The 25,364-nt window shown below is 71.8% G+C and carries 20 protein-coding genes, 1 tRNA gene and 1 pseudogene; 12 read left to right on the top strand and 10 right to left on the bottom strand.

From position 1 onward, the window contains the following. The first annotated feature begins 54 nt into the window (after positions 1–54). Together purF and purM are read left to right on the top strand one after the other, a co-directional pair. Positions 55–1,614 (top strand): amidophosphoribosyltransferase, encoded by a 1,560-nt coding sequence (gene purF, locus ACZ6CL_RS30665; RefSeq protein WP_468941474.1) that lies wholly within the window; start codon positions 55–57, stop codon positions 1,612–1,614. Between the two features lie 48 nt (positions 1,615–1,662). After that, complete coding sequence (gene purM, locus ACZ6CL_RS30660) at positions 1,663–2,733, top strand: phosphoribosylformylglycinamidine cyclo-ligase (protein WP_468941471.1); 1,071 nt, start codon at positions 1,663–1,665, stop codon at positions 2,731–2,733. 134 nt (positions 2,734–2,867) lie between these two features. On the opposite strand, the gene ACZ6CL_RS30655 is transcribed toward purM, so the two are convergent. Together ACZ6CL_RS30655 and ACZ6CL_RS30650 are read right to left on the bottom strand one after the other, a co-directional pair. Next, complete coding sequence (locus ACZ6CL_RS30655; RefSeq protein ID WP_468941469.1) at positions 2,868–3,128, bottom strand: DUF3073 domain-containing protein; 261 nt, start codon at positions 3,126–3,128, stop codon at positions 2,868–2,870. Positions 3,129–3,542: 414 nt separating this feature from the next. Beyond that, on the bottom strand, positions 3,543–4,700 hold the full coding sequence (locus ACZ6CL_RS30650; RefSeq protein WP_468941467.1) for a Leu/Phe/Val dehydrogenase: 1,158 nt from the start codon (positions 4,698–4,700) through the stop codon (positions 3,543–3,545). A gap of 176 nt (positions 4,701–4,876) precedes the next feature. On the opposite strand from ACZ6CL_RS30650, the gene ACZ6CL_RS30645 reads away from it, so the two are divergent. Then, a complete protein-coding gene (locus ACZ6CL_RS30645; protein WP_468941465.1) occupies positions 4,877–5,713 on the top strand; it encodes a DUF8083 family protein in 837 nt (278 codons plus the stop codon). A 507-nt stretch (positions 5,714–6,220) separates the two neighbouring features. Continuing rightward, the gene (gene bldC / locus ACZ6CL_RS30640) at positions 6,221–6,427 is read left to right on the top strand and encodes a developmental transcriptional regulator BldC (RefSeq protein WP_003949541.1); all 207 of its coding nucleotides are present in this window, start codon (positions 6,221–6,223) and stop codon (positions 6,425–6,427) included. Positions 6,428–6,830: 403 nt separating this feature from the next. Here the strand turns inward: bldC and ACZ6CL_RS30635 are convergent, their stop codons facing one another. The 3 genes from ACZ6CL_RS30635 to hrpA form a co-directional block, all read right to left on the bottom strand. Next, positions 6,831–7,139: a DUF6274 family protein gene (locus ACZ6CL_RS30635; protein ID WP_468941462.1), complete on the bottom strand. Its 309-nt coding sequence runs from the start codon at positions 7,137–7,139 to the stop codon at positions 6,831–6,833. Positions 7,140–7,260: 121 nt separating this feature from the next. After that, positions 7,261–7,335, bottom strand: a tRNA-Asp gene (locus tag ACZ6CL_RS30630). 132 nt (positions 7,336–7,467) lie between these two features. After that, positions 7,468–11,394, bottom strand: a complete 3,927-nt coding sequence (gene hrpA, locus ACZ6CL_RS30625) for an ATP-dependent RNA helicase HrpA (protein ID WP_468941459.1) — start codon at positions 11,392–11,394, stop codon at positions 7,468–7,470. A 110-nt stretch (positions 11,395–11,504) separates the two neighbouring features. Here hrpA and ACZ6CL_RS30620 point away from each other — a divergent pair, with 110 nt between their 5' ends. Beyond that, positions 11,505–12,530: an ABC-2 transporter permease gene (locus ACZ6CL_RS30620; RefSeq protein ID WP_468941457.1), complete on the top strand. Its 1,026-nt coding sequence runs from the start codon at positions 11,505–11,507 to the stop codon at positions 12,528–12,530. 163 nt (positions 12,531–12,693) lie between these two features. Here the strand turns inward: ACZ6CL_RS30620 and ACZ6CL_RS30615 are convergent, their stop codons facing one another. Next, positions 12,694–13,089 (bottom strand): helix-turn-helix domain-containing protein, encoded by a 396-nt coding sequence (locus tag ACZ6CL_RS30615; RefSeq protein WP_468941454.1) that lies wholly within the window; start codon positions 13,087–13,089, stop codon positions 12,694–12,696. A 416-nt stretch (positions 13,090–13,505) separates the two neighbouring features. Between ACZ6CL_RS30615 and ACZ6CL_RS30610 the strand changes: the two genes are divergently transcribed. After that, positions 13,506–13,913, top strand: coding sequence for an ATP-binding protein (locus tag ACZ6CL_RS30610; protein ID WP_468941451.1), 408 nt, complete (start codon positions 13,506–13,508; stop codon positions 13,911–13,913). Between the two features lie 127 nt (positions 13,914–14,040). Here ACZ6CL_RS30610 and ACZ6CL_RS30605 read toward each other — a convergent pair whose 3' ends face one another. Beyond that, a complete protein-coding gene (locus tag ACZ6CL_RS30605; RefSeq protein ID WP_468941448.1) occupies positions 14,041–15,075 on the bottom strand; it encodes a LysR family transcriptional regulator in 1,035 nt (344 codons plus the stop codon). A 251-nt stretch (positions 15,076–15,326) separates the two neighbouring features. Here ACZ6CL_RS30605 and ACZ6CL_RS30600 point away from each other — a divergent pair, with 251 nt between their 5' ends. The 6 genes from ACZ6CL_RS30600 to ACZ6CL_RS30575 are packed head-to-tail and all read left to right on the top strand — an operon-like array spanning position 15,327 to position 22,472. Continuing rightward, entirely contained in the window at positions 15,327–16,418 is a 1,092-nt protein-coding gene (locus ACZ6CL_RS30600) for an aminotransferase class I/II-fold pyridoxal phosphate-dependent enzyme (RefSeq protein ID WP_468941445.1), read from the top strand. Then, a complete protein-coding gene (locus ACZ6CL_RS30595) occupies positions 16,415–17,440 on the top strand; it encodes a polyprenyl synthetase family protein (protein WP_468941443.1) in 1,026 nt (341 codons plus the stop codon). Before ACZ6CL_RS30600 ends, ACZ6CL_RS30595 begins: the two co-directional genes overlap by 4 nt. Next, positions 17,437–18,582, top strand: a complete 1,146-nt coding sequence (locus ACZ6CL_RS30590) for a UbiA family prenyltransferase (RefSeq protein ID WP_468941441.1) — start codon at positions 17,437–17,439, stop codon at positions 18,580–18,582. Before ACZ6CL_RS30595 ends, ACZ6CL_RS30590 begins: the two co-directional genes overlap by 4 nt. Continuing rightward, a complete protein-coding gene (locus tag ACZ6CL_RS30585; RefSeq protein ID WP_468941439.1) occupies positions 18,576–20,318 on the top strand; it encodes a prenyltransferase/squalene oxidase repeat-containing protein in 1,743 nt (580 codons plus the stop codon). Before ACZ6CL_RS30590 ends, ACZ6CL_RS30585 begins: the two co-directional genes overlap by 7 nt. Continuing rightward, the gene (locus ACZ6CL_RS30580) at positions 20,315–21,598 is read left to right on the top strand and encodes an FAD-dependent oxidoreductase (protein ID WP_468941436.1); all 1,284 of its coding nucleotides are present in this window, start codon (positions 20,315–20,317) and stop codon (positions 21,596–21,598) included. Before ACZ6CL_RS30585 ends, ACZ6CL_RS30580 begins: the two co-directional genes overlap by 4 nt. Before the next feature lie 13 nt (positions 21,599–21,611). Next, the gene (locus ACZ6CL_RS30575) at positions 21,612–22,472 is read left to right on the top strand and encodes a TauD/TfdA dioxygenase family protein (protein WP_468941433.1); all 861 of its coding nucleotides are present in this window, start codon (positions 21,612–21,614) and stop codon (positions 22,470–22,472) included. A gap of 109 nt (positions 22,473–22,581) precedes the next feature. Here ACZ6CL_RS30575 and ACZ6CL_RS30570 read toward each other — a convergent pair whose 3' ends face one another. The 3 genes and pseudogenes from ACZ6CL_RS30570 to ACZ6CL_RS30560 form a co-directional block, all read right to left on the bottom strand. Then, positions 22,582–23,562: a sulfotransferase family protein gene (locus tag ACZ6CL_RS30570; protein WP_468941431.1), complete on the bottom strand. Its 981-nt coding sequence runs from the start codon at positions 23,560–23,562 to the stop codon at positions 22,582–22,584. A 106-nt stretch (positions 23,563–23,668) separates the two neighbouring features. After that, positions 23,669–23,797, bottom strand: a pseudogene (locus tag ACZ6CL_RS30565) (aldo/keto reductase); the annotation flags it as partial. A gap of 33 nt (positions 23,798–23,830) precedes the next feature. Next, positions 23,831–25,171: an MFS transporter gene (locus ACZ6CL_RS30560; RefSeq protein WP_468941428.1), complete on the bottom strand. Its 1,341-nt coding sequence runs from the start codon at positions 25,169–25,171 to the stop codon at positions 23,831–23,833. Between the last annotated feature and the right edge of the window lie 193 nt (positions 25,172–25,364).

Below are 25,364 nucleotides of genomic sequence, written 5' to 3'. Positions count from 1 at the left end.
CCCCATCGGGTCCCTCGTTCGGACGCACCGCTGAACTGGCCTAGACTCGATGTCGTGCCACGTGGTGACGGACGACTCAGCCACGACCTGCTCCCCGGTGAGAAGGGCCCCCAGGACGCTTGCGGCGTCTTCGGAGTCTGGGCGCCGGGTGAAGAGGTCGCCAAACTCACCTATTTCGGGCTGTACGCGCTGCAGCACCGCGGTCAGGAGTCCGCGGGTATCGCAGTGAGCAACGGCTCCCAGATCCTCGTCTTCAAGGACATGGGCCTGGTCTCGCAAGTCTTCGACGAGACCTCCCTCGGCTCCCTGCTGGGCCACATCGCGGTCGGTCATGCCCGCTACTCCACCACCGGAGCCTCGGTGTGGGAGAACGCGCAGCCGACGTTCCGGGCGACCGCCCACGGCTCGATCGCGCTGGGCCACAACGGGAATCTGGTCAACACCGCCGAGCTGGCGGAACTGGTCGAGGCCCTTCCCAGAGACAAGGGCCGGGCCACCCAGGTCGCGGCCACCAACGACACCGACCTGGTCACCGCCCTGCTCGCGGGGCAGGTCGACGAGGACGGCAAGGCGCTCACCGTCGAGCAGGCCGCTCCGATCGTGCTGCCGAAGGTCAAGGGCGCTTTCAGCCTCTGCTTCATGGACGAGCACACGCTGTACGCCGCCCGGGACCCCCAGGGCATCCGCCCGCTGGTGCTCGGCCGCCTGGAGCGCGGCTGGGTGGTGGCGTCCGAGACGGCGGCCCTCGACATCGTGGGCGCGTCCTTCATCCGGGAGATCGAGCCCGGCGAGATGGTCGCGATCGACGAGAACGGCCTGCGCTCCACGATCTTCGCCGACGCCCGGCCCAAGGGCTGCGTCTTCGAGTACGTGTACCTGGCGCGCCCCGACACCGACATCGCGGGCCGCAACGTCTACCTCTCGCGCGTCGAGATGGGCCGCCGGCTGGCCAAGGAGGCCCCGGCCGACGCGGACCTCGTCATAGCGACGCCGGAGTCCGGCACCCCGGCCGCCGTCGGGTACGCCGAGGCGAGCGGGATTCCGTACGGCTCCGGGCTGGTCAAGAACAGTTACGTCGGCCGGACCTTCATCCAGCCGTCGCAGACCATCCGGCAGCTCGGCATCCGGCTGAAGCTGAACCCCCTCAAGGAGGTCATCCGGGGCAAGCGCCTGGTGGTCGTGGACGACTCGATCGTCCGCGGCAACACCCAGCGCGCCCTGGTGCGGATGCTCCGCGAGGCCGGTGCGCTCGAGGTGCACATCCGGATCAGCAGCCCGCCCATCAAGTGGCCCTGCTTCTTCGGCATCGACTTCGCGACCCGCGCCGAGCTGATCGCCAACGGTCTGTCGACCGAGGAGATCGGCAAGTCGCTGGGGGCCGACTCCCTCGCGTACATCTCCACGGACGGCATGATCGAGGCGACCACGATCGCCAAGCCGAATCTGTGCCGCGCCTGCTTCGACGGCGAGTACCCGATGGACCTGCCGGACCCGGAGCTGCTGGGCAAGCATCTGCTGGAGGCGGAGACCTCGGTCCCGAGCAGTGCCGACGCCGACGGCGTGCGGACGCTGACCGCCGGTGTCGGCGGTGCCGACGCGCTCCGCCGCCCGTAGGCCCCCCGGCCCTCGTACGCGCTTCCCGAAACGAAAGAACCCAAGGACATGTCTGAGTCCACTGGTGCCAGCTACGCCGCAGCGGGCGTCGACATCGAGGCGGGCGACCACGCCGTCGAGCTGATGAAGGAGTGGGTCAAGAAGGCCACCCGGCCCGAGGTCGTGGGCGGCCTCGGCGGCTTCGCGGGCCTCTTCGACGCCTCCGCGCTCGCCCGCTACCGCCGCCCCCTGCTGGCGTCCGCGACCGACGGTGTGGGCACCAAGGTGGACATCGCGCGCCGCATGGGCGTGTACGACACGGTCGGCCACGACCTGGTCGGCATGGTCGTGGACGACCTCGTGGTGTGCGGCGCCGAGCCGCTGTTCATGACCGACTACATCTGCGTCGGCAAGGTCCACCCGGAGCGGGTCGCCGCCCTCGTCAAGGGCATCGCCGAGGGCTGTGCCCTCGCGGGCTGCGCGCTGGTCGGCGGCGAGACCGCCGAACACCCGGGGCTGCTGGGCGCCGATGACTTCGACGTCGCCGGGGCCGGTACGGGCGTGGTCGAGGCCGACCAGGTGCTGGGCGCGGATCGCATCCGTACGGGGGACGCGGTGATCGCCATGGCCTCGTCCGGACTTCACTCGAACGGGTACTCACTCGTCCGCCATGTGCTCTTCGACCGGGCCGGCTGGGCGCTGGACCGCGAGGTGCCGGAGCTGGGCCGGACGCTGGGGGAGGAGCTGCTGGAGCCGACCCGGATCTACTCGCTGGACTGCCTGGCCCTCACCCGGACGACCGAGGTGCACGCCTTCTCGCACATCACCGGCGGCGGGCTCGCCAACAACCTGGCCCGGGTCATCCCGGAGGGCCTGCGCGCGGAGGTGGACCGCTCGACCTGGACCCCCGGCCCGATCTTCGACCTGGTGGGGCGGCTCGGCTCGGTGGAGCGCCTGGAGCTGGAGAAGACCCTCAACATGGGCGTCGGCATGATGGCCGTCGTGCCGGGCGAGTCGGTGGACGCCGCGCTCACGACCCTGGCGGACCGCGGGGTCCACGCCTGGGTCAGCGGTGAGATCACCGACGCTGCGGCCGGTGACACGGGAGCGGTGACGCTGACCGGTGACTACGCGAGCTGAGCCGCCCGCGCCCGGTGCGCGGACAGCACAAAAGCCGGTCCGAGGCGGGTGGCCCCGGACCGGCGGAGGTGCGGCGATTGCCGAGCGCCGTGAAGGATGTGGTGGATCAGCCCCGCGGATGCGGGGATACACCTTCAGGCGCGGCGACGTTGCGCGGACGGATCCGACCGTTCGTCGTCTTCGTCGTCATCGTCGTTGTACAGATCCGCGTACTGTGCGTACGGGTCATCGTCCAGCTCATCGTCATCCTCGAACGGCTCGCCATTCGGCGGCTGGTTCGACGTCGGCGATGCGCCCAGCTCCTCGGCCAGGCGTGAGAGGTCAGTCCCGCCGCTGTTGTACTTCAGCTGGCGGGCGACCTTCGTCTGCTTGGCCTTGGCCCGGCCGCGCCCCATGGCTCGACCCCCTCAACGACGGGGCTCGACGGCCCCAGAGTCTTGACACGCGTTCACGTTCATGAATCGGAGCGGACTCCCCTAGGAGAGACCGGTCCGTAGGGCTTCAACGGTACCTGCTTCTGTGGCCATACGGTACGTCGCCCACACGACGTGCCACGAGGCAGAACCCGCGGGGAGCCCCGTCCCCGCTGGTCAGCTGCGATTTTAACCTGTCTCCGGGGCCGACCCGCCGACAGGCCGTGAGGGATCTCTCGCCGAGGGCCCCCCGCACGGGGCGTTACGGCCCGCTCCGAGGGGCGTTCGCCCGTTTCCCGCACGGCCTGTCGAAGCATCTCCGAGCGTCTCTCAAGCGGCGCCCGGGCGACGCCCAGGTGTCCCCCGGGCGGCGCTCAGGCAGTGCTCAGGCGCACCTCAGGCGGCGTCGTGGCCCTCCGCCATACGGTGTTCGGCGAGACGGTCGGCGGCGGCCGCCGGCGGAATCCCGTCGGTCCGGGCCCGATCAAAAATGGCCAAAGTTGTGTCAAAGATCTTTGACGCCTTGGCCTTGGCCCGCTCGAAGTCGAACCCGTGCAGTTCATCCGCGACCTGGATCACACCGCCCGCGTTCACCACGTAGTCCGGCGCGTAGAGGATCCCGCGGTCGGCGAGGTCCTTCTCGACGCCCGGGTGGGCGAGCTGGTTGTTGGCCGCGCCGCACACCACCTTCGCGGTCAGGGCGGGCACCGTGTCGTCGTCCAGCGCGCCGCCGAGGGCGCAGGGCGCGTACACGTCGAGGTCGGCGCGGATCAGCGCGCCGGTGTCCCGGACCGCCTCGATCCGGGGGTGCCGGGCCAGCACGCGGTCGACCGACTCGGCGCGCACATCGGTGACGACGACCTCGGCGCCGTCTTCGAGGAGGTGCTCCACCAGGTGGTGGCCGACCTTGCCGACGCCCGCGATGCCGACCCGGCGGCCGCGCAGCGTGGGCGCGCCCCAGGAGGCCTGGGCGCTGGCCCGCATGCCCTGGAAGACGCCGTAGGCGGTCAGCACCGAGGAGTCGCCCGCGCCGCCGTTCTCGGGGGAGCGGCCGGTGGTCCAGGGGCACTCGCGGGCGACCACGTCCATGTCGGCGACGTAGGTGCCCACGTCGCAGGCGGTGACGTACCGGCCGCCGAGAGAGGCCACGAAACGGCCGTAGGCGAGCAGCAGCGCTTCGGACTTGATCTCCTCGGGATCGCCGAGGATCACGGCCTTGCCGCCACCGTGGTCGAGCCCGGCCAGCGCGTTCTTGTAGGACATGCCGCGGGCGAGGTTGAGCGCGTCGAGGACCGCCGCTTCCTCGGGGTGCTCCTCGTCGCCGTAGGCGTGGAAGCGGGTGCCGCCGAGGGCGGGGCCCAGGGCGGTCGAGTGGAGGGCGATGACGGCCTTCAGCCCGCTCTCCCGGTCCTGGCACAGCAGGACCTGCTCATGGCCGCCCAGATCGGAGCGGAACAGTATCGACAGGGGCGAGAGAGGGCTCGGCACGCGACTCTCCGTCGGACCGTCGACGCTGACGGTGTGACGTACGTCGGTCACGGTGGTGACTCCCATAGGTCGGGTAAGGCGCCCTCCGTGCTGGTGGGGAGGGCCGGTGGGCACGAGCGTAAGCCCTGGGAGGGCGCGGGAGCGGCCATGTCCCCGACGAGTCCGGATGGTGGTCGTGGGACGATGCCGTGAGCAGGGGGTAGGCAACTCCTGGCGGTGGTATCGGCCTTGAGGGAGCGCGTGTGACCTTGGCGTCTTCGGTGATTGTCCCGTATGCGGCGTATCTCCGTGTCTATGAGCCATTGGCCGCTTTTCCCGAGCCGGAGCGCGCCCACTGGGCGCGCTACGCCAAGCGCGACGACCTCCCCGGCTCACAGGACGAGCTGCGGCGCTCGCTCGCGGACCTGCTGCCGGTGCCGCCGGTGCCGGTTCCGGTGCACGAGAGCGCGGACGCCTTTGTGGCGCTCGTGGACGGCGTCACATGCGTCTGTCCGTGGCGAACGCGGCTGCGCGGCTGGCTGGCCCTGGAAGAGCTGTCCGAGCGCCTTCCCGGCCCCCTCCTGGACGCCGCGCTGCCTCCGGTGGTGCGGAGGCAGGCCGCCTCGGACTACGAGCAGTGGCTGGAGCGCAACCCGGACGCCCGCCCGTGGATCCGCTCGGCGACCTGGCATGTCCCGGTCCGGTGGTTCGTGCTCTTCGCGGACGAGGAGCGTGAGTACACCAAGGGTGACGAGGGTCTCATCTTGCGTTACCGCACCCCGATGGTCCAGGCCAGAAGGCGGGTCGCGCGCGGGCTTAAGGTGCTCAAGGAGGCTCTCGGCGAGGGGCCGCTCATCGACGGCCTGGTGGACGTGGGCCGGTGGCTGGAGGAATTTCATCCGCGGTCGCTGGTCGAACTGGACTACGGCGGTCTGGTGCACGTGGTGCCCGCCGGGCAGCTGGAGGATGACCGCTCGGCGGCGGACGTGGCGGAAGGGCTCGCGGCACTGAGGGACGGGGACGGGGAGCGGGCGGGCAGCGCGTATGAGCGGCTGACCGATCGGTGGAGCGAGATCAGGAACCGGCAGAACGCCAGCTGAGGCCGATCGGATCCGGGGGAAACGGATCCATCGGGCGGCCGGGTGCGTCAGAGCCAGAGCGGGGGGACGTAGGTCCCGATCCGGGCCATTACGTCAATGGTGATCTAAAGCACTGACTTCGGGTCTTGCGGCAATCCCCCATCCTCGTGTCAAAATAGGACAAGGAGTCCGGGAAGTTCTCCTTCCGCCCAAGTATGGGCGGATTCATCGGTATTGCACTCCTTGGCGGATCTGATACCCCTGATCCTGTTGTGACTGATCGTCACGGCCGCGTGACTGTCCGTTATGGCATGGTCCATCGGCTTCCGTCGAGGTTGGACACCTGAGAGGGCAATTCCATCGGTTTGGCCGACGGGGCTGGACAGATGGTGTAGTTGTAGTGCCGAGGACAAGCCGTTCGTCCTATAACCGACTCGGCCCGCGTCCGCCATTTCGGGCAACGTGGGTCAAGGTGCAGAATTTAGAGGAAAGAACCGTGATGGTTCGGTTCTCCCGAGGAGGCCGCTCATGACCGCTCGCACCCCTGATGCCGAGCCGCTGCTGACCCCGGCTGAGGTTGCCACCATGTTCCGTGTGGACCCGAAGACGGTCACGCGCTGGGCCAAGGCAGGCAAGCTCACGTCCATCCGCACGCTTGGAGGGCACCGGCGCTACCGCGAAGCGGAGGTCCGTGCACTTCTCGCGGGCATCCCGCAGCAGCGCAGCGAGGCCTGAATAACCGCATAACCGGGCATATCCGGGCCCCCCAGCCCGGCTTTCGCCTGTATGGCTCCACCACGACGGGTGCCTGCCCCAACAGGCCATCACCGCTCGACATGGGTGCGTCGTTGATCGCGCTGGACTCCGCCGGGTCCAGCGCGATCTTTTTTATGCCCGGATCACGGGCCGCCCACGGGGGCGGAGACGGGGCTGAGGAGGGTCTTGACGGCCCGCGCGGGGGCGTCGGACCGGGGGGTCCTGGGAAGGTCTGGGAATGGCCCGGACAGAGGGTGCAATTGCACATATTAAATTGACCTGTTGTGAGGCGGGTGTAAGTTACCCCACTCTCAGGACACGGCCGGTGACTCCCGTCACACAGTTCAGCGCTTGTCGATTTCCGGATAACTGCGGTAAGGGCTTACTGAGTTGATGGACCATCGGCGCCCACCGGACCATCGGCGCCCACCGGACCACCGGCGCCCAGCGGCCCATCGGCGCTCACCGGCCCGGACGGCTCCCCAGGGGCCGAATCCCCGGCCGGGGACTGGGCGGGCGCTGCGGGTGCTGTGGGCGGCGCCGCGGGCTCGGCGGCCGGTGCGGGCTCCATCGCCAGCCGCAGCAGCCGGTGGCAGACCGGGCAGTGCCGGGTGGAGTGGCGGTAGCCCGAGGCGGCCGCCAAATGGGCCCGCAGAAGCGCCCTGGTCTCATGTCTCGCGGTTGTCGTCATGTGCCGCACCTCCCGGCCAGCCCCACGCCACCTTCTAGTCTGGGTACCGCCGCGCGCGGGTCGCCGTCAAGACGACCGAAGGCCCGGATCCTTGTGCGGATCCGGGCCTTCGGGTGTTGTGCGGTCCTGACGGGATTTGAACCCGCGGCCTCCACCTTGACAGGGTGGCGAGCACTCCAAACTGCTCCACAGGACCATCAGTGACGCTCCACAGCCTTTTCGCCGTGTGCCTCGCTGTGGTGCGTCACAGACTCTACAGCAGGTCAGGGGGTGCGGTCGAACTCGCGCCCGCCCGGCCCGTCCGGCGCCCCCGGACAGGCCCGAACGGCTACGGCACCACCGCGTCGATGGCCTTCACGATGCGCTTGTCGGAGACCGGATACGCCGTGCCCAGGGCGTGCGCGAAGTAGCTGACCCGCAGCTCCTCGATCATCCAGCGGATCTCCAGCGCCTCCGGCGGCACCGGGCGGCCCGCCGGGAACTGCTCCAGCAGCCAGGCGTACTCGTCCCGCATCTCCTTCACCTTCGCCATGCGGGTGCGGTCCCGCTCGGCGTTGGTGGGGAGCTGCTGGAGGCGGCGGTCCACGGCCACCAGATAGCGCATGAGGTCCGGGAGGCGGCGTACCCCGTGCGCGGTCACGAAGCCCGGCTTCATCAGCTCCGAGAGCTGTTCCCGGACGTCCGCGAGGGACGGCAGCAGCACCGGGCTCTTGATGCCCTTCAGCCGCCGCTCACACGCCTGCCAGGCCGCCAGCACCTCCTGGACCTTCCGGACGGTGTCCAGCGTGGCGTCCGCGATGTCGGCCCGGACCGCGTCGAAGAGCTTGCGGAACGATTCCTCGTCCCACGCGGGGCCCCCGCGGGCCGCGATGAGCCGGTCGGCGGCCGCGGAGACGCAGTCGTCGAAGAGCGCCGGGATGCTGCCGTGCGGGCTGCTGGACAGGGCCAGCTTGGCCTGGTTGGTCAGCTGCCCTTGCGCGAACTTCGCCGGGTTGGACGGCAGCTGGAGCAGGATCAGCCGCCGGGTGCCCCGCCACATCGCCTGCCGCTGCTCGGGCTCGGTGTCGAAGAGCCGCAGCGCCACCGACGCGCCCTCGTCCACCAGCGCCGGGTACGCCTTGACCGGCTGGCCGCCGCGGCGGGTCTCGAAGGTGCGCGGCAGCGTGCCGACCGCCCACGAGGTCAGGCCGCCGCGCTGCTCGATACCGGCGGACTCCTTCGAGGACTCGAACGCCTTGGAGATCGCGGCCCGGGTCTTCGGCCGCAGCCGCTGCTTGAGCGCCTCCAGGTCCTTGTCCTCGGCGAGCTTGCGGCGCCGCTCGTCGACCACCCGGAAGGTGATCTTCAAGTGGTCGGGGACCTTGGCCGGGTCCCAGTCCTCCGGCTCGATCCGCACGCCGACCATCCGGTGCAGCTCCCGGCCGAGCGCCGCCGTCAGCGGCTCCTGGAGCGGCACGGCGCCGTCCAGGAAGCGCGTGGCGTAGTTCGGCGCCGGGACGTAGTGGCGGCGCACCGGCTTGGGCAGCGACCGGATCAACTCGGTGACCAGGTCCTCGCGCAGCCCCGGGATCTGCCAGTCGAAGCCGTCCGGGGTGACCTGGTTGAGCACCTGGAGCGGGATGTGGACGGTCACGCCGTCCGCGTCCGCCCCCGGCTCGAACTGGTACGTCACCTTGAACTTGAGCTTCCCCTGGCGCCAGGAGTCCGGATAGGCGTCCCTGGAGACGTCCTGCGCCCGCTCGTTGATGAGCATGGACTTCTCGAAGTTGAGAAGCTCCGGCTCGTCGCGGCGTTTGTGCTTCCACCACGAGTCGAAGTGGGCGCCCGAGACCACGTGTTCCGGAACGCGCTGGTCATAGAAGTCGAACAGCGTCTCGTCGTCCACCAGGATGTCGCGGCGCCGGGCGCGGTGCTCCAGCTCCTCCACCTCGCCCAGCAGCTTCCGGTTGTCGTGGAAGAACTGGTGGTGGGTGCGCCAGTCGCCTTCGACCAGGGCGTTGCGGATGAACAGGTCACGGCTGGTCTCCGGGTCGATCCGGCCGTAATTGACCTTCCGCTGGGCGACGACCGGGACGCCGTAGAGCGTGACCCGCTCGTACGCCATCACCGCGGCCTGCTTCTGCTCCCAGTGCGGCTCGCTGTAGGTGCGCTTGACCAGGTGCTGGGCCAGCGGCTCGATCCACTCCGGCTCGATCTTCGCGTTGACCCGCGCCCACAGCCGGGACGTCTCGACCAGCTCCGCCGACATCACCCAGCGCGGCGGCTTCTTGAACAGCGCGGACCCGGGGAAGACGGCGAACTTGGCGCTCCGCGCGCCCAGGTACTCGTTCTTCTCCGTGTCCTTGAGGCCGACGTGCGACAGCAGCCCGGACAGCAGCGACTGATGGATGGGATCCGGCGCCGCGTCCTGCTCGGACAGCTGGATGTCCATGGTCTTGGCGACCGTGCGCAGCTGGCTGTAGATGTCCTGCCACTCGCGTATGCGCAGGTAGTTCAGGTACTCATTGCGGCACATGCGGCGGAACGCGGACGAGGACAGCTCCTTCTGCCGCTCCCGGATGTACTTCCACAGGTTGAGGAAGGCCAGGAAGTCGCCCGACTCGTCCTTGAACCGGGCGTGCTGCTGGTCCGCCTGCGCCTGCTTGTCGGAGGGGCGCTCGCGCGGGTCCTGGATGGACAGCGCCGCCGCGATCACCATGACCTCGCGGACACAGCCGTTGCGGTCCGCCTCCAGCACCATCCGGGCCAGCCGCGGGTCCACCGGCAGCTGGGCGAGCTTCCGGCCGACCGGTGTGAGCCGCTTGCGCGGGTCCTTCTGCTTGCCGTCCAGTGCGTGCAGCTCCTCCAGGAGCTGGACGCCGTCCTTGATGTTGCGCCGGTCCGGCGGGTCGATGAACGGGAACTTCTCGATGTCGCCGAGCCCCGCCGCGGTCATCTGGAGGATGACGGAGGCCAGGTTGGTACGGAGGATCTCGGCGTCCGTGAACTCCGGGCGGGTGAGGAAGTCGTCCTCGGAGTACAGCCGGACGCAGATGCCGTCGCTGGTCCGGCCGCAGCGGCCCTTGCGCTGATTGGCGCTGGCCTGCGAGACCGGCTCGATGGGCAGCCGCTGGACCTTGGTGCGATGGCTGTACCGGGAGATCCTGGCCGTGCCCGGGTCGATCACGTACCGGATGCCGGGGACGGTCAGCGAGGTCTCCGCGACGTTCGTGGCGAGGACGATCCGGCGCCCGGTGTGTCTCTGGAAGACCCGGTGCTGTTCGGCGTGCGACAGCCGGGCGTAGAGCGGCAGCACCTCGGTGGATCTCAGCTGCTTCTTGTTCAGCGCGTCGGCCGTGTCCCGGATCTCCCGCTCGCCGGAGAGGAAGACCAGGACGTCGCCGGGGCCCTCGGCCTGCAGCTCGTCCACCGCGTCGCAGATCGCGGTGATCTGGTCCCGGTCGCTGTCCTCGCCGCCCTCCTCCAGCAGCGGCCGGTAGCGCACCTCGACCGGGTACGTACGCCCGCTGACCTCGACGATCGGCGCGTCCCCGAAATGGCGGGAGAAGCGCTCCGGGTCGATGGTCGCGGAGGTGATCACGACCTTGAGGTCGGGGCGGCGGGGGAGGAGCTGGGCCAGGTAGCCGAGCAGGAAGTCGATGTTGAGGCTGCGCTCATGGGCCTCGTCGATGATGATCGTGTCGTACTGGCGCAGCTCGCGGTCGGTCTGGATCTCGGCGAGCAGGATGCCGTCCGTCATCAGCTTGATGTGGGTGTCCGGGCTCACCTGGTCGGTGAAGCGGACCTTCCAGCCGACGGACTCGCCGAGCGGCGTCCCGATCTCGTCCGCGATGCGCTCGGCCACGGTGCGGGCCGCGATCCGGCGGGGCTGGGTGTGGCCGATCAGTCCCTTGACGCCGCGGCCCAGCTCCAGGCAGATCTTGGGGATCTGCGTCGTCTTCCCGGAGCCGGTCTCGCCCGCGACGATCACCACTTGGTGATCGCGGACGGCCGCGAGGATGTCGTCCTTCTTCTGGCTGACCGGCAGCTCTTGCGGATAGGTGACGTCCGGTACGGCGGCGCGGCGGTCCGCGACCCGCAGCTCCGCCCGCTCGATGTCCTCGGCGATCTCGCCGAGCACGGCCGTACGGGCCTCGGGCTTACGGATCCGGCGGGCGCCGTCGAGGCGGCGCCCCAGCCGCTGCTGGTCGCGCAGCATCAGCTCGGGGAGCCGCTCCAGGAGGGCGGACAGGGCGGGGGCAGGAGTCGTGGACATACGGATCCCAGGATCTCACCTCGGCAAAACGACTGGCGAACCATTTCCGCCGGGTGTTGTCCGGGCCACGTCGCGCGATATGCCGGGAGTGTCCCCTCTAGCGTGAGCGCATGGCGGACGACGACTCCCCGGGGGCCCGGTCCCCGTGGACCCGGTTCAAGCACGGCCCGTATCTCCCGGCCACGGTCATCGTGCTGATCATCTCGGCGGGCGCCGGGCTCTTCGCGGGCTCGTACACCTTCGCCTTCGCGAACCCCACCCCGCGCCAGATCCCCGTCGCCGTCGTGAGTACCCACCCGGGCGACGCCCCGCCACGGCGCTTCGTCGCCGGGATGGAGAAGGCCCTGGACGCGTCGCTGCGGCTGCGCCGCGAGCCGTCGTACGGCCGGGCCCGCTGGGCCGTCGAGGAGCAGCAGATCTTCGGGATCCTGCGGACCCGCGGCCGCGGCGTCGAGCTGGGCCTGTCCTCCGCCGCGGGCGCCAGCGTCGCCCAGGTGCTCGGCTCGGCCGGCACGAAGGTGGGCCGGGCGGTGGGCGTGCCGGTCGCCGTACGGGACCTGAAGCCGCTCCAGCCGGGCGATCCGCGGGGGCTGGCGGTCTTCTACGTCTCGCTGGCCGCGGTGATCATGGGCTTCCTCGGCGCCGTCCAGCTGAGCGTCAACGCGGCCGGTCTGTACCCGGCCGAGCGGATCGCCTTCACCATCGCGTACGCCCTGCTCGGCGGCTTCGTCATCGCCGCGGTCGTCGACTGGGGGCTCGGCACGCTGGACCTGCCCTTCGCCGGGTCCTGGGGGATCCTCGCCCTGACCATGTTCACCTCGGGGATGGTCTTCTCCATGTTCAACGTCCTGTTCGGACGCTGGGCGCTCATCCCCACCTGGGGGCTGATGGTCCTCCTCGGCAACCCCTCGTCGGGCGGCGCGGTCTCCTGGCCGCTGCTGCCGTCGCTGCTCGGCGCCGTGGGCCGCTGGCTTCCGCCGGGCGCCTCCGTCAACGCCCAGCACACCGCCGTCTACTTCGGCGAGCACCAGCACGCGTTCCCGTTCCTGGTGCTGACCGGGTGGTCGCTCGTCTCCGCCACCGTCTTCTGGACCTGGCGCCACCGCCACCCGGGCCGGACCACAGCGTCCGCCTGAGCGCCCGGACGCGAAAGATCCCCCTCCTGAAGCCAGGAGGGGGATCTTTCATGGAGCGCCGAGCAGGCCTTGCACCTACATCTCTCGTTTGGAGACGAGCATCTTTCCTTAGACGACCGACGCATCAACTCCCGCCCCTCGGGGCGGCGTTGCAAGATCCACTTTACCCCATCAGGGGGCCCGCCGCGCAATCGTCGTCGCGCCGGGGCTCCACGGCGTCGTGCCGCAGGTCGTCGTTGGCGCGCCGGGCCTCGTCGAGCTGGTCTTCCAGGAGGACGATGCGGCACGCGGCGTCGATCGGGGTGCCCTGGTCGACGAGCTGGCGGGCGCGGGCGACGATGCGCAGCTGGTGGCGGGAGTAGCGGCGGTGGCCGCCCTCCGAGCGCAGCGGTGTGACCAGACCGGCTTCGCCGATGGCCCGCAGGAAGGCCGCCGTGGTGCCGAGGAGATCGGCGGCGCGGCCCATGGTGTACGCGGGGTAGTCGTCATCGTCGAGCCGGTTGTGCTCTTTGTCTTCGGCCACTGACACCTCATCTTCCTGTCGTCGTTCGCGTCTCATCGGTCGCGCGTCGAGGGGCCCTGGTGCCGTTTCGGCTCCAGGGCCCCGAGGGGTTCAACACCATTTTCCGCGGACTCGTCTGCGCAGACGAGTGTGCGGGGATCGCGGATTTCTGACCGGGGACCACCTTCCCTTCCGGGGCGTGCGGTACCCGAGCGGCCTCAGCTCTTCGCCCGGGCGATCCTGATGGTGTCCGCCTCCTTGTCGTCGGTGTGTGCCGCGCCTCATCGGGCGCCGTGACTACGACAGGGAATCTACCTCCGGCGCCCCGTCGATGTCTACAGCCGACACGACAGATTTTCTCGCGTGCGGAAGATCGGGGGCCTGGGGCGCCCGGACCGAGCGTGCGAAGCGGCAGAGCGGGCAGACGAGCCTCTGCAAAGCGGCATATCCGAAGCAACCAGGGGTGTACGCGCATGAACGCCACGAAGATCGCCAACGCTCGGCCCGCGGCCTCGACCGTGGTGCGGGGTGACAGCCCTGGCGGCATTCACCGCGCCCGCGCCGTCGCCCGGGCCTTCACCCGGGGGCTCAGTCCGGCCCCGGCCCCGGACGCGACCGACGCCATACTCCTGGTGGTGTCCGAGCTGGTCACCAACGCGCTGCGGCACGGGGGCGGCCGGTACACCCTGGAACTCTCCGCCGGTCCGGACGCGGTGACCGTCGCCGTCAGCGACCCGAACCCGGCGGCGCCCCGGGCCCGTCCGCCCGACCTGAACACCGGCACCGGCGGCTTCGGCTGGCACATGGTCCGCCGGCTGGCCCAGGAGGTGACCATCACCTGCGGCCAGGGCAAGACGATCTACGCGAGCCTCGCCCGCTGACCGCGACCGCCGTGCGCGTGTCACGCACGCAAAAAATCCCTCCCCTGACGAACAGGAGAGGGATCTTTCACGGAGCGCCGAGCAGGCCTTGCACCTACATCTCTCGTTTGGAGACGAGCATCTTTCCTTAGACGACCGACGCATCAACTTCCGCCCCTCGGGGCGGCGTTGCAAGATCTACTCTACCCCATCGCGGCACCCCGCTGTCCCCGTCCGCCGCGAGGTGGTCCTCCACCGCCTCCCGCAGGGCCGTGAGCAGTGCCTCCACCGCGGGCGTCCGTCTCGTCTCCGCCCTCAGCAGGGCGTGCACGCGGCGCGGCGGCCAGCCGCGGAGGGGGCGGGCCGCCACCCGCGGGTCGGGCCGCGGCGGCAGGGCCAGGCCCTCCGCGACGGCCGCGCCCACGCCGTGCGCGACCAGGTCGTGGGCGGTGGCCGGGTCGTTGGTGATGGCGACGGTACGGGGCTCGAAGCCCGCCCGGGAGCACGCGGCGGTGAACTCCTCGTGGTCCTCGTCCAGCACCCAGGCCTCATCGGCCAGCGCGCTGAGGGGGATCGTCCGCAGGTCGGCCAGCGGGTGGTCGAACGGCAGCAGCACACAGCGCGGATCGCTGATCAGCGGGAGGTCCACCACATCGGCGTCGGGGTCGGTTCCTGAATCGGTTCCGGGGTCATTTCCGGTTCCGGGGCCGGGCTCGTCCGGGCGGGAGCCGTCGCGGACGCTCACCAGGGCCACATCCGTCGTCCCCTCCCGCAGTGAGCGGTACGCGTCCGGGGAGGTGGCCCGCTCCAGGACGATCTGTACGTCGGGCCGGGCGGACCGCAGCCGCGCCACCGCACCGGGCAGCAGCGAGGCGCAGGCGCTGTGGATCGCGGACACCCGCACCATGCCGCGCGCGTGGGCGGCGTACGTGCGGAACTCGTCCTCGACGGCGCCCAGGGCGGACAGCACCGCCTCGGCGTGCTGGGCCAGGCGGCGGCCCGCCGGGGTGAGCCGTACTCCGCGCCCCGACCGGACCGCGAGCTGCACGCCGATGGTGCGTTCCAGCGCGCGCATGCGGTAGCTGACGGCGGGCTGGGTGTAACCCAGCAATTCGGCGGCGGCGGTGTAGGAACCCGCGCGCGCCACACCGGCTATGACAGCTAACTGATGGATGTCGAGCACATGAACCACTGTAAAAGGCGTTTATGGATGCCGGGAAGATCCTTATTGGACGTAGGGTCCTGGCGCCTCCACACTCAAGGAGGCGGCTGAGCGACGGCCGCTAGTCAACACGCCGTTCGCGTGAGCTGGGCCCGCTGAGCCCATTTTCGTATTCTCCGCCGCTTCCACCACCGACCACCCCCATCATTCGGTGCGCTGCCGATCCAAACCTTGCGGGATTTCCCTAGAATTTCTGCGGATTGGAATGGAACATGTCTGACAAAGACGGCTGGAACAGAATGCAGCCGGTGCTCGCCCAGGGCGCCGTACAGCATCAGATGTCGCTGAACGAGACCTTCCACCCACCCCTGCCAGCCGTCTTGCGGGCCGTCCAGGAAACCGCCGCCGACGCCCATCGCACCCTTGACGCGCTGGGGTTCGGCCTGTCCCGGACCATCGGCGAGCACCTGGGAGTGCCGCCCGGGGACGTCGCCGTCGGCCCCGGCTCCGGCGCCCTGCTCCAGCTGCTGTTCTCCGCCCACACCGGGCCGGACACCCACACCGTGCACGCCTGGCCGTCCTGGGAGGCGTACCCGATGATGGCGGCCAACGCCGCCTCCAGCACCGTGCGGGTGCCGCTGCGGGACGAGACCCACGACCTGGCGGCGATGGCGTCCGCCGTCACCGAGCAGACGCGGCTGGTCATCGTCTGCAACCCCAACAACCCCACCGGCACCGCCGTCGGCCAGGCGGCGCTGAGGCGCTTCCTCGACCTGCTGCCCTCCCACGTCACCGTGCTGATCGACGAGGCGTACATCGACTTCGCCGACCCGGACGCCGCCGCCGTCGCCCACGGCGTCGAGCTGTACCGGGAGGACGAGCGGGTGTGCGTGGTGCGCACCTTCTCCAAGTCGTACGGCCTGCTCAGCCTGCGCGTCGGCTACCTCGTGGGGCATGAGCGCGCCCTCGCGCCGCTGCGCGGTGCCCTGATGTTCTACCGGGTCGGCGCGGCCGCCCAGGCCGCCGCCGTCGCGGCCCTCGCCGAGTCTGCCGCGATCCGCCGCCAGTGCGAGGAGACCGCCCGCGAGCGGGAGCGGCTGCACGGCGCCCTGGCCGAACAGGGCTGGCAGGTGACGCCCAGCCAGGCCAACTTCCTGTGGCTGCCGATGGAGACCGGCGTCGAGCGCTTCACCCAGTTCTGCGCGGACCACGGCGTGCTGGTGTGCGGCAAGCCGGGCGAGGGCGTACGGGTGACCATCGCCGAGCCCGCGGCCAACGACGCGTTCGCGCAGCTGGCGGCGAAGGCGCGGGACACCGGCGGGCCCCCCGGAGGCACGGCCCCCTCCGGCGGGGAGACCCCGTGACGGCCGCCCCGCACACCACGGTGACCGCCCCGGCGGATCCGCTCTCCGCCGCCCACCCCACCCTCGCCCGGCTGCTGCGCGACCTCGAATCCCGCTGGCCGTCCGGCGAGGAGCGGGTGCACCGGATATCCCGCTACGCCCTGCTGCCCGCGGGCAAACTGCTGCGCCCGCTGCTGCTCGTGGAGTCGGCCAGGGCCGTGGGCGGCGGCTACGAGGAGAGCCTGCCCGCCGCGCTCGGCGTGGAGTACCTGCACACCGGGTCGCTGGTCCACGACGACGTCATCGACGGCGACGCGCTGCGCCGCGGCCGCCCCACGGTCGTGGCGCGGTACGGCGTCGCGGACGCCGTCGTCACCGGCGATGCCCTGATCATGGGCATGTTCGGCGCTGTCGCCGAGTGCGCCGACCAGGGCCTGCCCGCCGACCGGCTGCTGGAGGCCGTACGGGTCCTGGCGCGCGCGGGCGGTGACCTGTGCCGCGGCCAGGCCATGGAGGCCGAGCTGCGCGGGGACGCGGCCTGCGGACTCGACCGCTACCTCACGATGATCGCGCTCAAGACCGGCGCGCTCTTCCGCGGCTCCTGCCACGCCGGGGCCCTCCTCGGCGGCGCCGACGCCGCCTGGCAGCGGGCCCTCACCACCTACGCCGAACACCTCGGGCTCGCCTTCCAGATGCACGACGACCTGCTGCCGTACACCAGCGAGTCGGCGGCCACCGGCAAGTCCGCGCTGAGCGACACCGCCAACGGGCGCCCCACCTTCCCCGTGCTCATGGCGTACGAACGGGCCGGTACCGCCGAGCGCGAGGCACTGCGGACCGCGCTGCGGGGCACGCTCCCCGCGCAGGACTCCTACGACGCCGTACGCCGCGTCCTGGACTCCACCGGCGCGCTGCGCGCCGCCCGCGAGCGTGCCCGGGCGGAGGTGGCCCACGCCAAGGACTGCCTCGCCGAACTGCCACCGACCGAGGGCTCCGCCGCGCTCGCCGCCATCGCGGACTTCTCCGCCGACCGGGAGCGGTGACCGTGCCCGGGGCGCTCGCCACCGGTGCTTGGGCGCACTTACAGACCTGGCGGCTGTACACCCTCTCCTACCCGGGCCTGGTGGGCCTGGCCGGTGCCGCGCTGGCCGACGGCTCGCCCTCGGCGGCGCACCTGTGGGCCGCCTGGGCCGTACCCACTCTCAGCTGGATCGCCGGGCACTACCTCGGCGACTACTTCGACCGCGACCTGGACGCCACGGCCAAGCCGCAGCGTCCGATCCCCTCGGGACGGCTGAGCCCCCGCGCGGCCGTGGCCTCCGGCGTCCTGTGCGCCCTCGCGGCCGCCGTCCTCACCGCGCTGGCCGCCTGGACCGCGCTGCTGCTGGTCGCGGGCGGCATGGCGGGCATCGTCGCGTACAGCAAGGTGTTCAAGGGCCGCGGGCTGTCCGGCAACGCGGTGCGGGGCGCGCTGACCGCGCTCACCGTCGTCTTCGGGGCGATGACCGCCGGAACGGAGCCGCGCTGGCCCGCCGTCCTGCTCGCCGCCCTCGCCTTCTGGTGCCACGACACGGCGTCCAACCTGGTCGGCACCCTCCGCGACGTCGAGGGCGACCGCCGCGGCGGCTACCACACGCTTCCGGTGTCGCGGGGCGTCCGCTACGCGGCGCGCACCGCCGCCCTGCTGTACGCGGCCGCGGTCGTGACCGCCGCGGTCTGCGTACGGTTCGCCGCCCCGGACGGGCGGCCCGCCTTCGGCGCCCTCCTGCTCGTCGCGGCCGCCTGCGGCACCGTCGCCTTCACCCCGCTGCTGCGCGGCACGGCCCCGCTGACCCAGGCGCGGGCGCTACGGGCCCACGAGGTGCTGGTCGCCGAACGGCTGATCCTGGCGGGCGCGGTGCTGTCCGGCGGCTGGGCCCTGGCCCCGGCCCTTGCGGTGCTGGTCCCCCTGCTCGCCCTCAGCGTGCTGACCCAGTCCAGGATGCGCGCCCGCCACGAGATCCCGCCGGACGGCGGGGCGGGGGAGGGCCCGGGACCGGGCGCGGACCGGCATCCGGGGCGGAGTCCGGACCGGCTTCCCGACCGGCATCCAGGGCAGAGTCTCGACCGGCATCCGGACCGGCTTCCCGACCCGCGCCAGACCCTCCGCGCCGTACAACGGAAGGACCGTCCGAGCCCATGGTGACCTCACCCCTGACACCCTCGACCGGCCGGATCGACGCCGCCGTCACCGCCGGTGCCGAGGCGCTGTTCGCCCGGCGGCGCCCGGACGGTGTGTTCGCTCCCGACGCGACGGAAGACCGGTTCTCCCCGGCGAACACCGCCCTCGCCCTCATCGCCCTGCACCTCGCGGAGCAGCGGCCCGGAACGACGGACCCGCTCCTCACCCGCGGCGCCGACCGGCTCGTCAAGGCGCAGCGCGACAGCGGCGGCTGGGCCATGCGCGGCGTGGCCGACGAGGTGCTGACCACCGCCGTCGTCACCGACGCCCTCGACCTGGTCGCCCCCCGCCACGCGGCTCCCGCCGTACGCGCCGGGCGGCAGCGGCTGGCGCAGCTGGGCGGGCCCGAGGCGCTGCCGGAGCCGGTGATGGCGGGGCTGATCCGGCAGTTCGACGCCCTCGCGGGTCGGCTGGACGAGGCGGCACTGCCCCGCCTCCCGCTGGAGTTGCTGCTGCTGCCCGGCCCCGCGCGGCGGCTGCTCAGCCTGCGGCTGCCGATCCTCGCGAGCATGGCGCTCGGCCAGGCCACCGTGCGCCGCGGTACCCAGGGGCTGGTGCGGCGGCGGCTCAACGCCCTGGCCCGGCCCGCCGCGCTGGCCGTCGTGCGCGAGGCGTACGAACGGGAGGGCGCCAGCGGGTCGTTCAGCACCGACCCCTGGCTGACCGGCCTCATCTGCGTCGGCACCACCCGCTCCGGCCTCGCCCCGGACATCGTGCGCGACGCCACCGCCTGGCTGCGGTCGGCGGCCGGCGCGGACGGCGAGTGGGAGCTGATGCCGCTGGACGTCACCTGGTCGAGCTTCGCCGCCTCCGCCCTCCTGGAGGCGGGGTACGCGGACGACCCGCGGCTGACGCCGACCCGCGCGATGTTCCACGAGCGCCAGCAGAACACCCCGTTCGCCGCCCTCGCCTGCCCGCCCGGCTACTGGGGCTTCTCCAGCGCGCACAGCTGGCCCATGGCGCTGGAGACCGCGGAGATCAGCTCGGTGCTGCTGCGCCTTCCCGGCGGCGGCAACGACTCGCACGTACGGCGCGGCATCGACTGGCTGACCCGGACGCAGGACTCCGCGGGCTCCTGGAGCCTGGCCGTACGGAACAGCAAGCCGGGCGGGTTCGGCCCCTGCCCGCAGATGACGGCCAAGGCGGTCCGCGCGCTGCTCGACGACGGCGCGCGCCCCGACGACCGGCGCGTGGCGCGGGCCGTGCGCTGGCTCATCGGGCAGCAGCGGACGGGCGGTTCGGCGGACGGCTCGTACGAGGCCCTCTGGTACCGGGGCCGTACGGCGGGCACGGCGGTGGTGCTGGAAACCCTGTGCCGCACGGTCGGCCCCGCGCATCCGGCGGCGGGGCGGGCGGCCGCGTGGCTGCTGCGCACCCAGCACGACGACGGCTCCTGGGGCGGCGCGTCGGCGGGCGCGGACGGCGCCCCTCCGGGCACGGTCGAGGACACGGCCTGGGCGCTGTACGCGCTGCTCACCGCGGGCCACGACCCCGGCTCGCGGCCCGTGACGGCCGCCGCGCGCTATCTGACGGACGCCCAGCGCCCGGACGGCGGCTGGGCCGGATCGCCGGTGAACGAGTACATCCGCTTCTGCTACCGCTACGCGGACGACGTGATCGCCTCCGGGCTCGCGCTCCGCGCCCTGGCCCGGCTGCGGACGGCCACCGCGTCACACCGACCGCCGGAGGGCTCCGCATGAGCGAGACGAACACCCGGTATGACGCCGTCGTGTGCGGCGCGGGCGCCGGAGGGCTCGCCTCCGCGCGCGCCCTGGGCGCGCTGGGCCTGCGCGTCCTCGTCCTCGACAAGCAGCCCAAGCCGCGCCCGGTCGCCAAGGGCGAGGTCCTGCAGCCCGGCGCGCTGCGCGTCCTGCGCCGCTGGGGGACCGAGCGGCTGCTGGAGCAGCGGGCCGGGGTGCGGCTGGGCCACCTGGTGGTCCGCGACCCGGCCGGGGCGCCGCTGATGGCGCTGGACTACGGACAACTCCCCGAGGGCGACCGGTGGCTGCTCTCCCACGACCACCTCACCATCCTGGACGCGCTGGCCGAGGGGCTCGGCCCGACCGTGGAGGTGCGCCGGGGCGCCCTGGCCGAGGAGGCCCTGCGGGACGGCCCGGGCCGCGTCACCGGCGTGGCGGTCAGCGAGGGCGGACGGCGGTACGAGGTCCACGCGCCGCTGACCGTCGCCGCGGACGGCATCTCGTCCCGGCTGCGCCGCGCCGCGGGCATCGACGCCCGGCGCGTGGACTACCCGCACCGCCTGGTGTCGTTCGACCTCGCGGGCGCGCCCCGCCCGGACGACTTCTCCGCGTACCTCAGCCCGCGCGGGCTGAGGCTGGTGTACGCGCTGCCCGGCGACCGGGTGCGGCTGTACGTCCAGACCGCGCCCGACGAACTGCGCGGCGGCCGCGACCGGGACGCCCTGGCCGCCTGGGCCGAGGGGGTGGTGGCGGAGGTTCCGGCGCTGGAACCCCTAACCGGGCCTCTGCTGGCCGGTCTGGACAGCAGACAGATGCTGCCGGTGTCCCGTTTCCTCTCGCCCCGGCTGGCCGTCCCCGGGATGGCCTTCGTCGGCGAGGCCGCGTACGCCGTGCACCCGATGGCCGCCCAGGGCATGAACACCGCGATCACCTGCGCGGCCGCCCTGGCCGACCAGCTCGACGACCACCTCGGCGCGGCCGCGCCCACCGCCGCCACCGTGGACGCGGCGCTCCGCGCCTACCAGGCCGAGCGGCGGCCGATCCTCGCCCAGGCGGCCACCACCAGCGACAACGCGGCGCGCATGGTCACCGACCTGAGCTGGCGCGGCCGGGTCGTGGGGCGGCGGGCGGTCCGCTTCACCGGGCGCAATCCCCGGCTGCTGCACACCGTCACGTACAACATGTCCGGCCTGGGCCCCCGGCCGATGACGTTCCTGGACCGCCTCCACCAGCTCGGCGTCCTGCCCGACCCGCGCGCCCACCGCGTCCCCCAGACCTGAAAGGACAGCACCTATGCCGAAACAGGAAGCAGTCGTACGCCCGGTATCCGGCGCCCTCGGCGCGGAGATCTTCGGGATGGACCTGACGGACATCGACGACGCCGACTTCGAGCGGATCCGCGAGCTGCTGCTGCGCTACCTGGTGATCTTCTTCCCGGACCAGTCCCACCTCACCCCGGAGGCCCACATCGCCCTCGGCAAGCGCTTCGGCGAGGTGGAGGTGCACCCCTTCCTGCCGAAGGTCGAGGGCTACCCGGAGCTGGCGCTGATCGAGTCCGACAAGGGCGGCAAGGCCGACGAGTGGCACATCGACGTCACCTTCAGCCCCAACCCGCCGGTCGCCTCGATCCTGCACCTGGTCACCTGCCCGGAGTCCGGCGGCGACACGATGTGGAGCAACCAGTACCTGGCGTACGAGACGCTGTCCGAGCCGTACCGCGAGATGCTCGACGGGCTGACCGCCGTCCACGTCCTCAAGGCGCCCGAGGTCGGCGAGATGAAGGCCGAGCACCCGGTGGTCCGCGTCCACCCGGAGACCGGGCGCCGCTCGCTGTACGTCACCCGCATGTGGTCGTCGCACATTCCGCAGCTCAGCCGCCATGAGAGCGACTCGGTCCTGCAGTTCCTCTTCGAGCACTCCGAGCAGCCGATCTTCAACTGCCGCTACCGCTGGCAGCCCGGCGCGGTGGCCATGTGGGACAACCGGGCCACCCAGCACCTGGCCATCAACGACTACTCCGCCTACCGCAAGGGCCAGCGGGTCACCATCCTCGGCGACCACCCGACCGGCGACGCCCCCCGCTGGAAGGAGTACGAGCGGCGCGGCGACGAGCGCTACTACCCGCGCCGCGTCAACGCCAAGGCGGGCTACTGACGCCAGGCTCCGCTGTACGGCCCCGGGCGCGCCCAGGGCCGTACAACGAGCGCGCCGCGCCCAGAGCCGTACAACGGGCGCGCCCCCAGCGCCCTACCCACCCCGCGCCCTACACCCCCAGCGCCCGCGCCCCCGCCCGGCAGCTCTCCCGCAGCGCCGCCAGCTCCGCCGGAGGCAGCCGCTCGGCGCTGCCCCGCCGCCCACCGTCCAGCAGCACGCGCGCCCCGGCCAGCCACCCGGACAGCGGCTCGACGCCGAGGTGCGAGGCCAGCCGGGTGAGTTGGGCGTCGGGGGCGTCGAGCAGCGCCTCGTACGACAGCGGCAGCACCAGCCCGGCGGGCAGCGCGTCGAGGTGCGCCATCCCCTCGATCACCGTGTCCGACCACAGCCGCCCGAACGCGGACACCGGCACGGGCCGCGTCAACAGCGGCCCCACCTCGGCGCTCTCGTCGTTCATCAACGCGGCCAGCTCGCCCGGCACGTCGCCGCCCTCTCCCATCAGCTGGATCATCCGGAAGCCGGGGTGGCGGCTCATCGACAGCGCGCAGTCGGCCCCGTCCCGGTACAGATGGACGAACCGCGCCTCGGGGAACACCTCCCGCAGCCGGGGCACCAGCCGCAGCGAGAACCCGGACCGCTCCACCACCGCCCGGCTGTCGAACCGGTCGGCCAGTGCGTCGAACAGGGCCCGGTGATGGTCCCCGACCGGCCCCCGGGGCCGCGCGCACATCACCGGCCGCAGCGCGTCGAACAGCGCGTCCGGGTCGTCGCTCAGATGCGGCAGCGTCGTCATCGCCACCGCCGGTATCCCGTTCCCCTCCGCCGAGAACCGTCCGCCGAGGCCGGGATACGTGTGCTCCGGCAGCCCGAAGCCCTCCCGGATCAGCCGGTTGGCGAACGCGGGCGGGTTCGCCAGGATCTCCCAGAACTCCTCCCCGGACAGCGGCTCCTCGGGGAGAGCGTCCGGCTCCAGGGAGGCCATCAGCTCGCTCAGGCTGAGGATGTGGGGGTGCAGGCGCAGCACCTCCGACAGGGCGGTGGACCCGCACCGCCCGGTTCCGACGACGAAGGTCAACGGCCGTGACGCCATGTCTCTCCCGGGGCATGAGGGGACTGCCGGAACCACCCGACGATCGGCCCCGGACTCCTGCCGCGCCCTTACCCGCCCGGACCGCCCGTACCCCTGTGCCCGCCCCTTACGAGGGCGATCCCCACACTGGCGGGTTGAGCCGGGCGAAACCCTCCTGGCGCTGGTACGGGAAGGAGGGACAGGGGGCCGTCCCGCCGCTCGCCGCGTCGAGCCTCGCCATCTGGCCGGGCGGGAGCGTACGCGCTGGCCGGGCGTGAGCGTACGCGCGTCAGACGGCCTGACGCTCCACATCCTCGGCCTTCCGCGCCGGGTCCTCGCGGTCCTTTCGGACGTTGGGGTTGGTCTCGGGAGCGGCCGCCACCGCGATCACAGTGACCGCGCCCATGCCGATCAGGAACAGCGCGATCGGCCAGGACGCCCCGGCCCAGGCGAGCAGCGCGGTGGCGATGATGGGGGAGAACCCGCCGACGATCATCGAGGCCAGCTCATGCCCGAGGGCGAGCCCGCTGTAGGCGACCCGGCTCGCGAAGAGTTCGGTGAAGAACGCGGGCTGGGTGCCGATCATCGCCCCGTGGCCGATCACGACCGCCACGAAGATGGCCACGAAGATCAGCACCGGTTGGCGCGAGTCGAACAGCGCGAAGAACGGATAGGCCCACACGATCACCGCGACCGCGCCCCCGATGTACACCGGACGGCGTCCGATCCGGTCGGAGAGCGCCCCGAACATCGGCATCGCGAACGACTCGGCCAGCATCCCCACCACGACCGCGGCCAGCACCACCCCGTTGCCCACGCCGATCTTGGCCGCGTAGGACAGGGTGAAGGTGAGGAAGAGATAGCTCGCGCCGGTCTCGGCGACCCGCGCCCCGAAGGCGATCAGCACCGACCTGGGGTGGGTACGAAGGACGTCGAGGATCGGCGGCGCGGACTTCTCCGGCTTCGCCGCCGCCTCCTCCCGGAACGCGGGCGTCTCCATGATCCGCAGCCGGATCAGCAGCCCGACGGCGGTGAGCAGGATGCCGACCATGAACGGAATCCGCCATCCCCAGGCGAGGAAGGACTCCTCGGTGGTCACGCCCTGGGCCAGCGCGAAGACGGAGGCGGAGAGCACGAACCCGAGCCCCACACCGGTCTGGCTCCAGGCCGAGTAGTAGCCGCGGCGGTGGCGCGGCGCGTGTTCGCTGACGATCAGCACACCCCCGCCCCACTCGCCGCCCACCGCGATGCCCTGCACGATCCGCAGGCCGATCAGCAGCACCGGCGCCCACACCCCGATGGTGCTGTAGGTGGGCAGCAGCCCGATCAGGAACGTCGCGACGCCCATGATCACCAGGGTGATGACCAGCATCGACTTACGGCCGAGCCGGTCCCCGAAGTGCCCGAAGATGATGCCGCCGAGCGGCCGGGCGAGGAAGCCGACCGCGTTGGTGCCGAAGGCGGCGATCGTGCCCACGAGCGGGTCGAAGGTGGGGAAGAACAGGGTGTTGAACACGAGCGCGGCGGCCGTGCCGTAGAGGAAGAAGTCGTACCACTCCAACGCGCTACCGAACAAGCTTGCGATGGCGGCCTTGCGTACTTCGCGCGGGGCGCCCGTCTCGTCTGCCATGCCGACTCTCCCATGCTGCAGCTGGGCTTTGGCCGGTGATTGTTCGCCGTGCCACCCCCGGGGGGAACGAAGCCGTTCCACTCACTGGGATGACGCTCGGGGCCGCGCCGCGGCGACCGTGTCAGGGACTTCCCGCCACAGCGCGGCGACTTTCGCGCTCCTCGCTGCTCACTCCCTGCGCGCCCAGGAGTAC

Source organism: Streptomyces sp. NPDC041200, from assembly GCF_055591805.1.
The sequence above is the reverse complement of the archived record's forward strand: the minus strand, read 5'-3'. Positions and strand labels throughout refer to the sequence as shown.

Bases quoted from the DNA above. Each gene is read 5' to 3' on its own strand.
- ACZ6CL_RS30635 (WP_468941462.1), bottom strand. From the start codon at position 7,139: ATGACGACAACCGCGAGACATGAGACCAGGGCGCTTCTGCGGGCCCAT.
- ACZ6CL_RS30655 (WP_468941469.1), bottom strand. From the start codon at position 3,128: ATGGGGCGCGGCCGGGCCAAGGCCAAGCAGACGAAGGTCGCCCGCCAG.
- ACZ6CL_RS30620 (WP_468941457.1), top strand. From the start codon at position 11,505: ATGGCGGACGACGACTCCCCGGGGGCCCGGTCCCCGTGGACCCGGTTC.
- ACZ6CL_RS30570 (WP_468941431.1), bottom strand. From the start codon at position 23,562: ATGGCGTCACGGCCGTTGACCTTCGTCGTCGGAACCGGGCGGTGCGGG.
- ACZ6CL_RS30575 (WP_468941433.1), top strand. From the start codon at position 21,612: ATGCCGAAACAGGAAGCAGTCGTACGCCCGGTATCCGGCGCCCTCGGC.
- purM (WP_468941471.1), top strand. From the start codon at position 1,663: ATGTCTGAGTCCACTGGTGCCAGCTACGCCGCAGCGGGCGTCGACATC.
- ACZ6CL_RS30650 (WP_468941467.1), bottom strand. From the start codon at position 4,700: ATGGGAGTCACCACCGTGACCGACGTACGTCACACCGTCAGCGTCGAC.
- bldC (WP_003949541.1), top strand. From the start codon at position 6,221: ATGACCGCTCGCACCCCTGATGCCGAGCCGCTGCTGACCCCGGCTGAG.
- ACZ6CL_RS30580 (WP_468941436.1), top strand. From the start codon at position 20,315: ATGAGCGAGACGAACACCCGGTATGACGCCGTCGTGTGCGGCGCGGGC.
- ACZ6CL_RS30615 (WP_468941454.1), bottom strand. From the start codon at position 13,089: ATGAGACGCGAACGACGACAGGAAGATGAGGTGTCAGTGGCCGAAGAC.
- ACZ6CL_RS30585 (WP_468941439.1), top strand. From the start codon at position 18,576: ATGGTGACCTCACCCCTGACACCCTCGACCGGCCGGATCGACGCCGCC.
- ACZ6CL_RS30600 (WP_468941445.1), top strand. From the start codon at position 15,327: ATGTCTGACAAAGACGGCTGGAACAGAATGCAGCCGGTGCTCGCCCAG.
- hrpA (WP_468941459.1), bottom strand. From the start codon at position 11,394: ATGTCCACGACTCCTGCCCCCGCCCTGTCCGCCCTCCTGGAGCGGCTC.
- ACZ6CL_RS30560 (WP_468941428.1), bottom strand. From the start codon at position 25,171: ATGGCAGACGAGACGGGCGCCCCGCGCGAAGTACGCAAGGCCGCCATC.
- ACZ6CL_RS30610 (WP_468941451.1), top strand. From the start codon at position 13,506: ATGAACGCCACGAAGATCGCCAACGCTCGGCCCGCGGCCTCGACCGTG.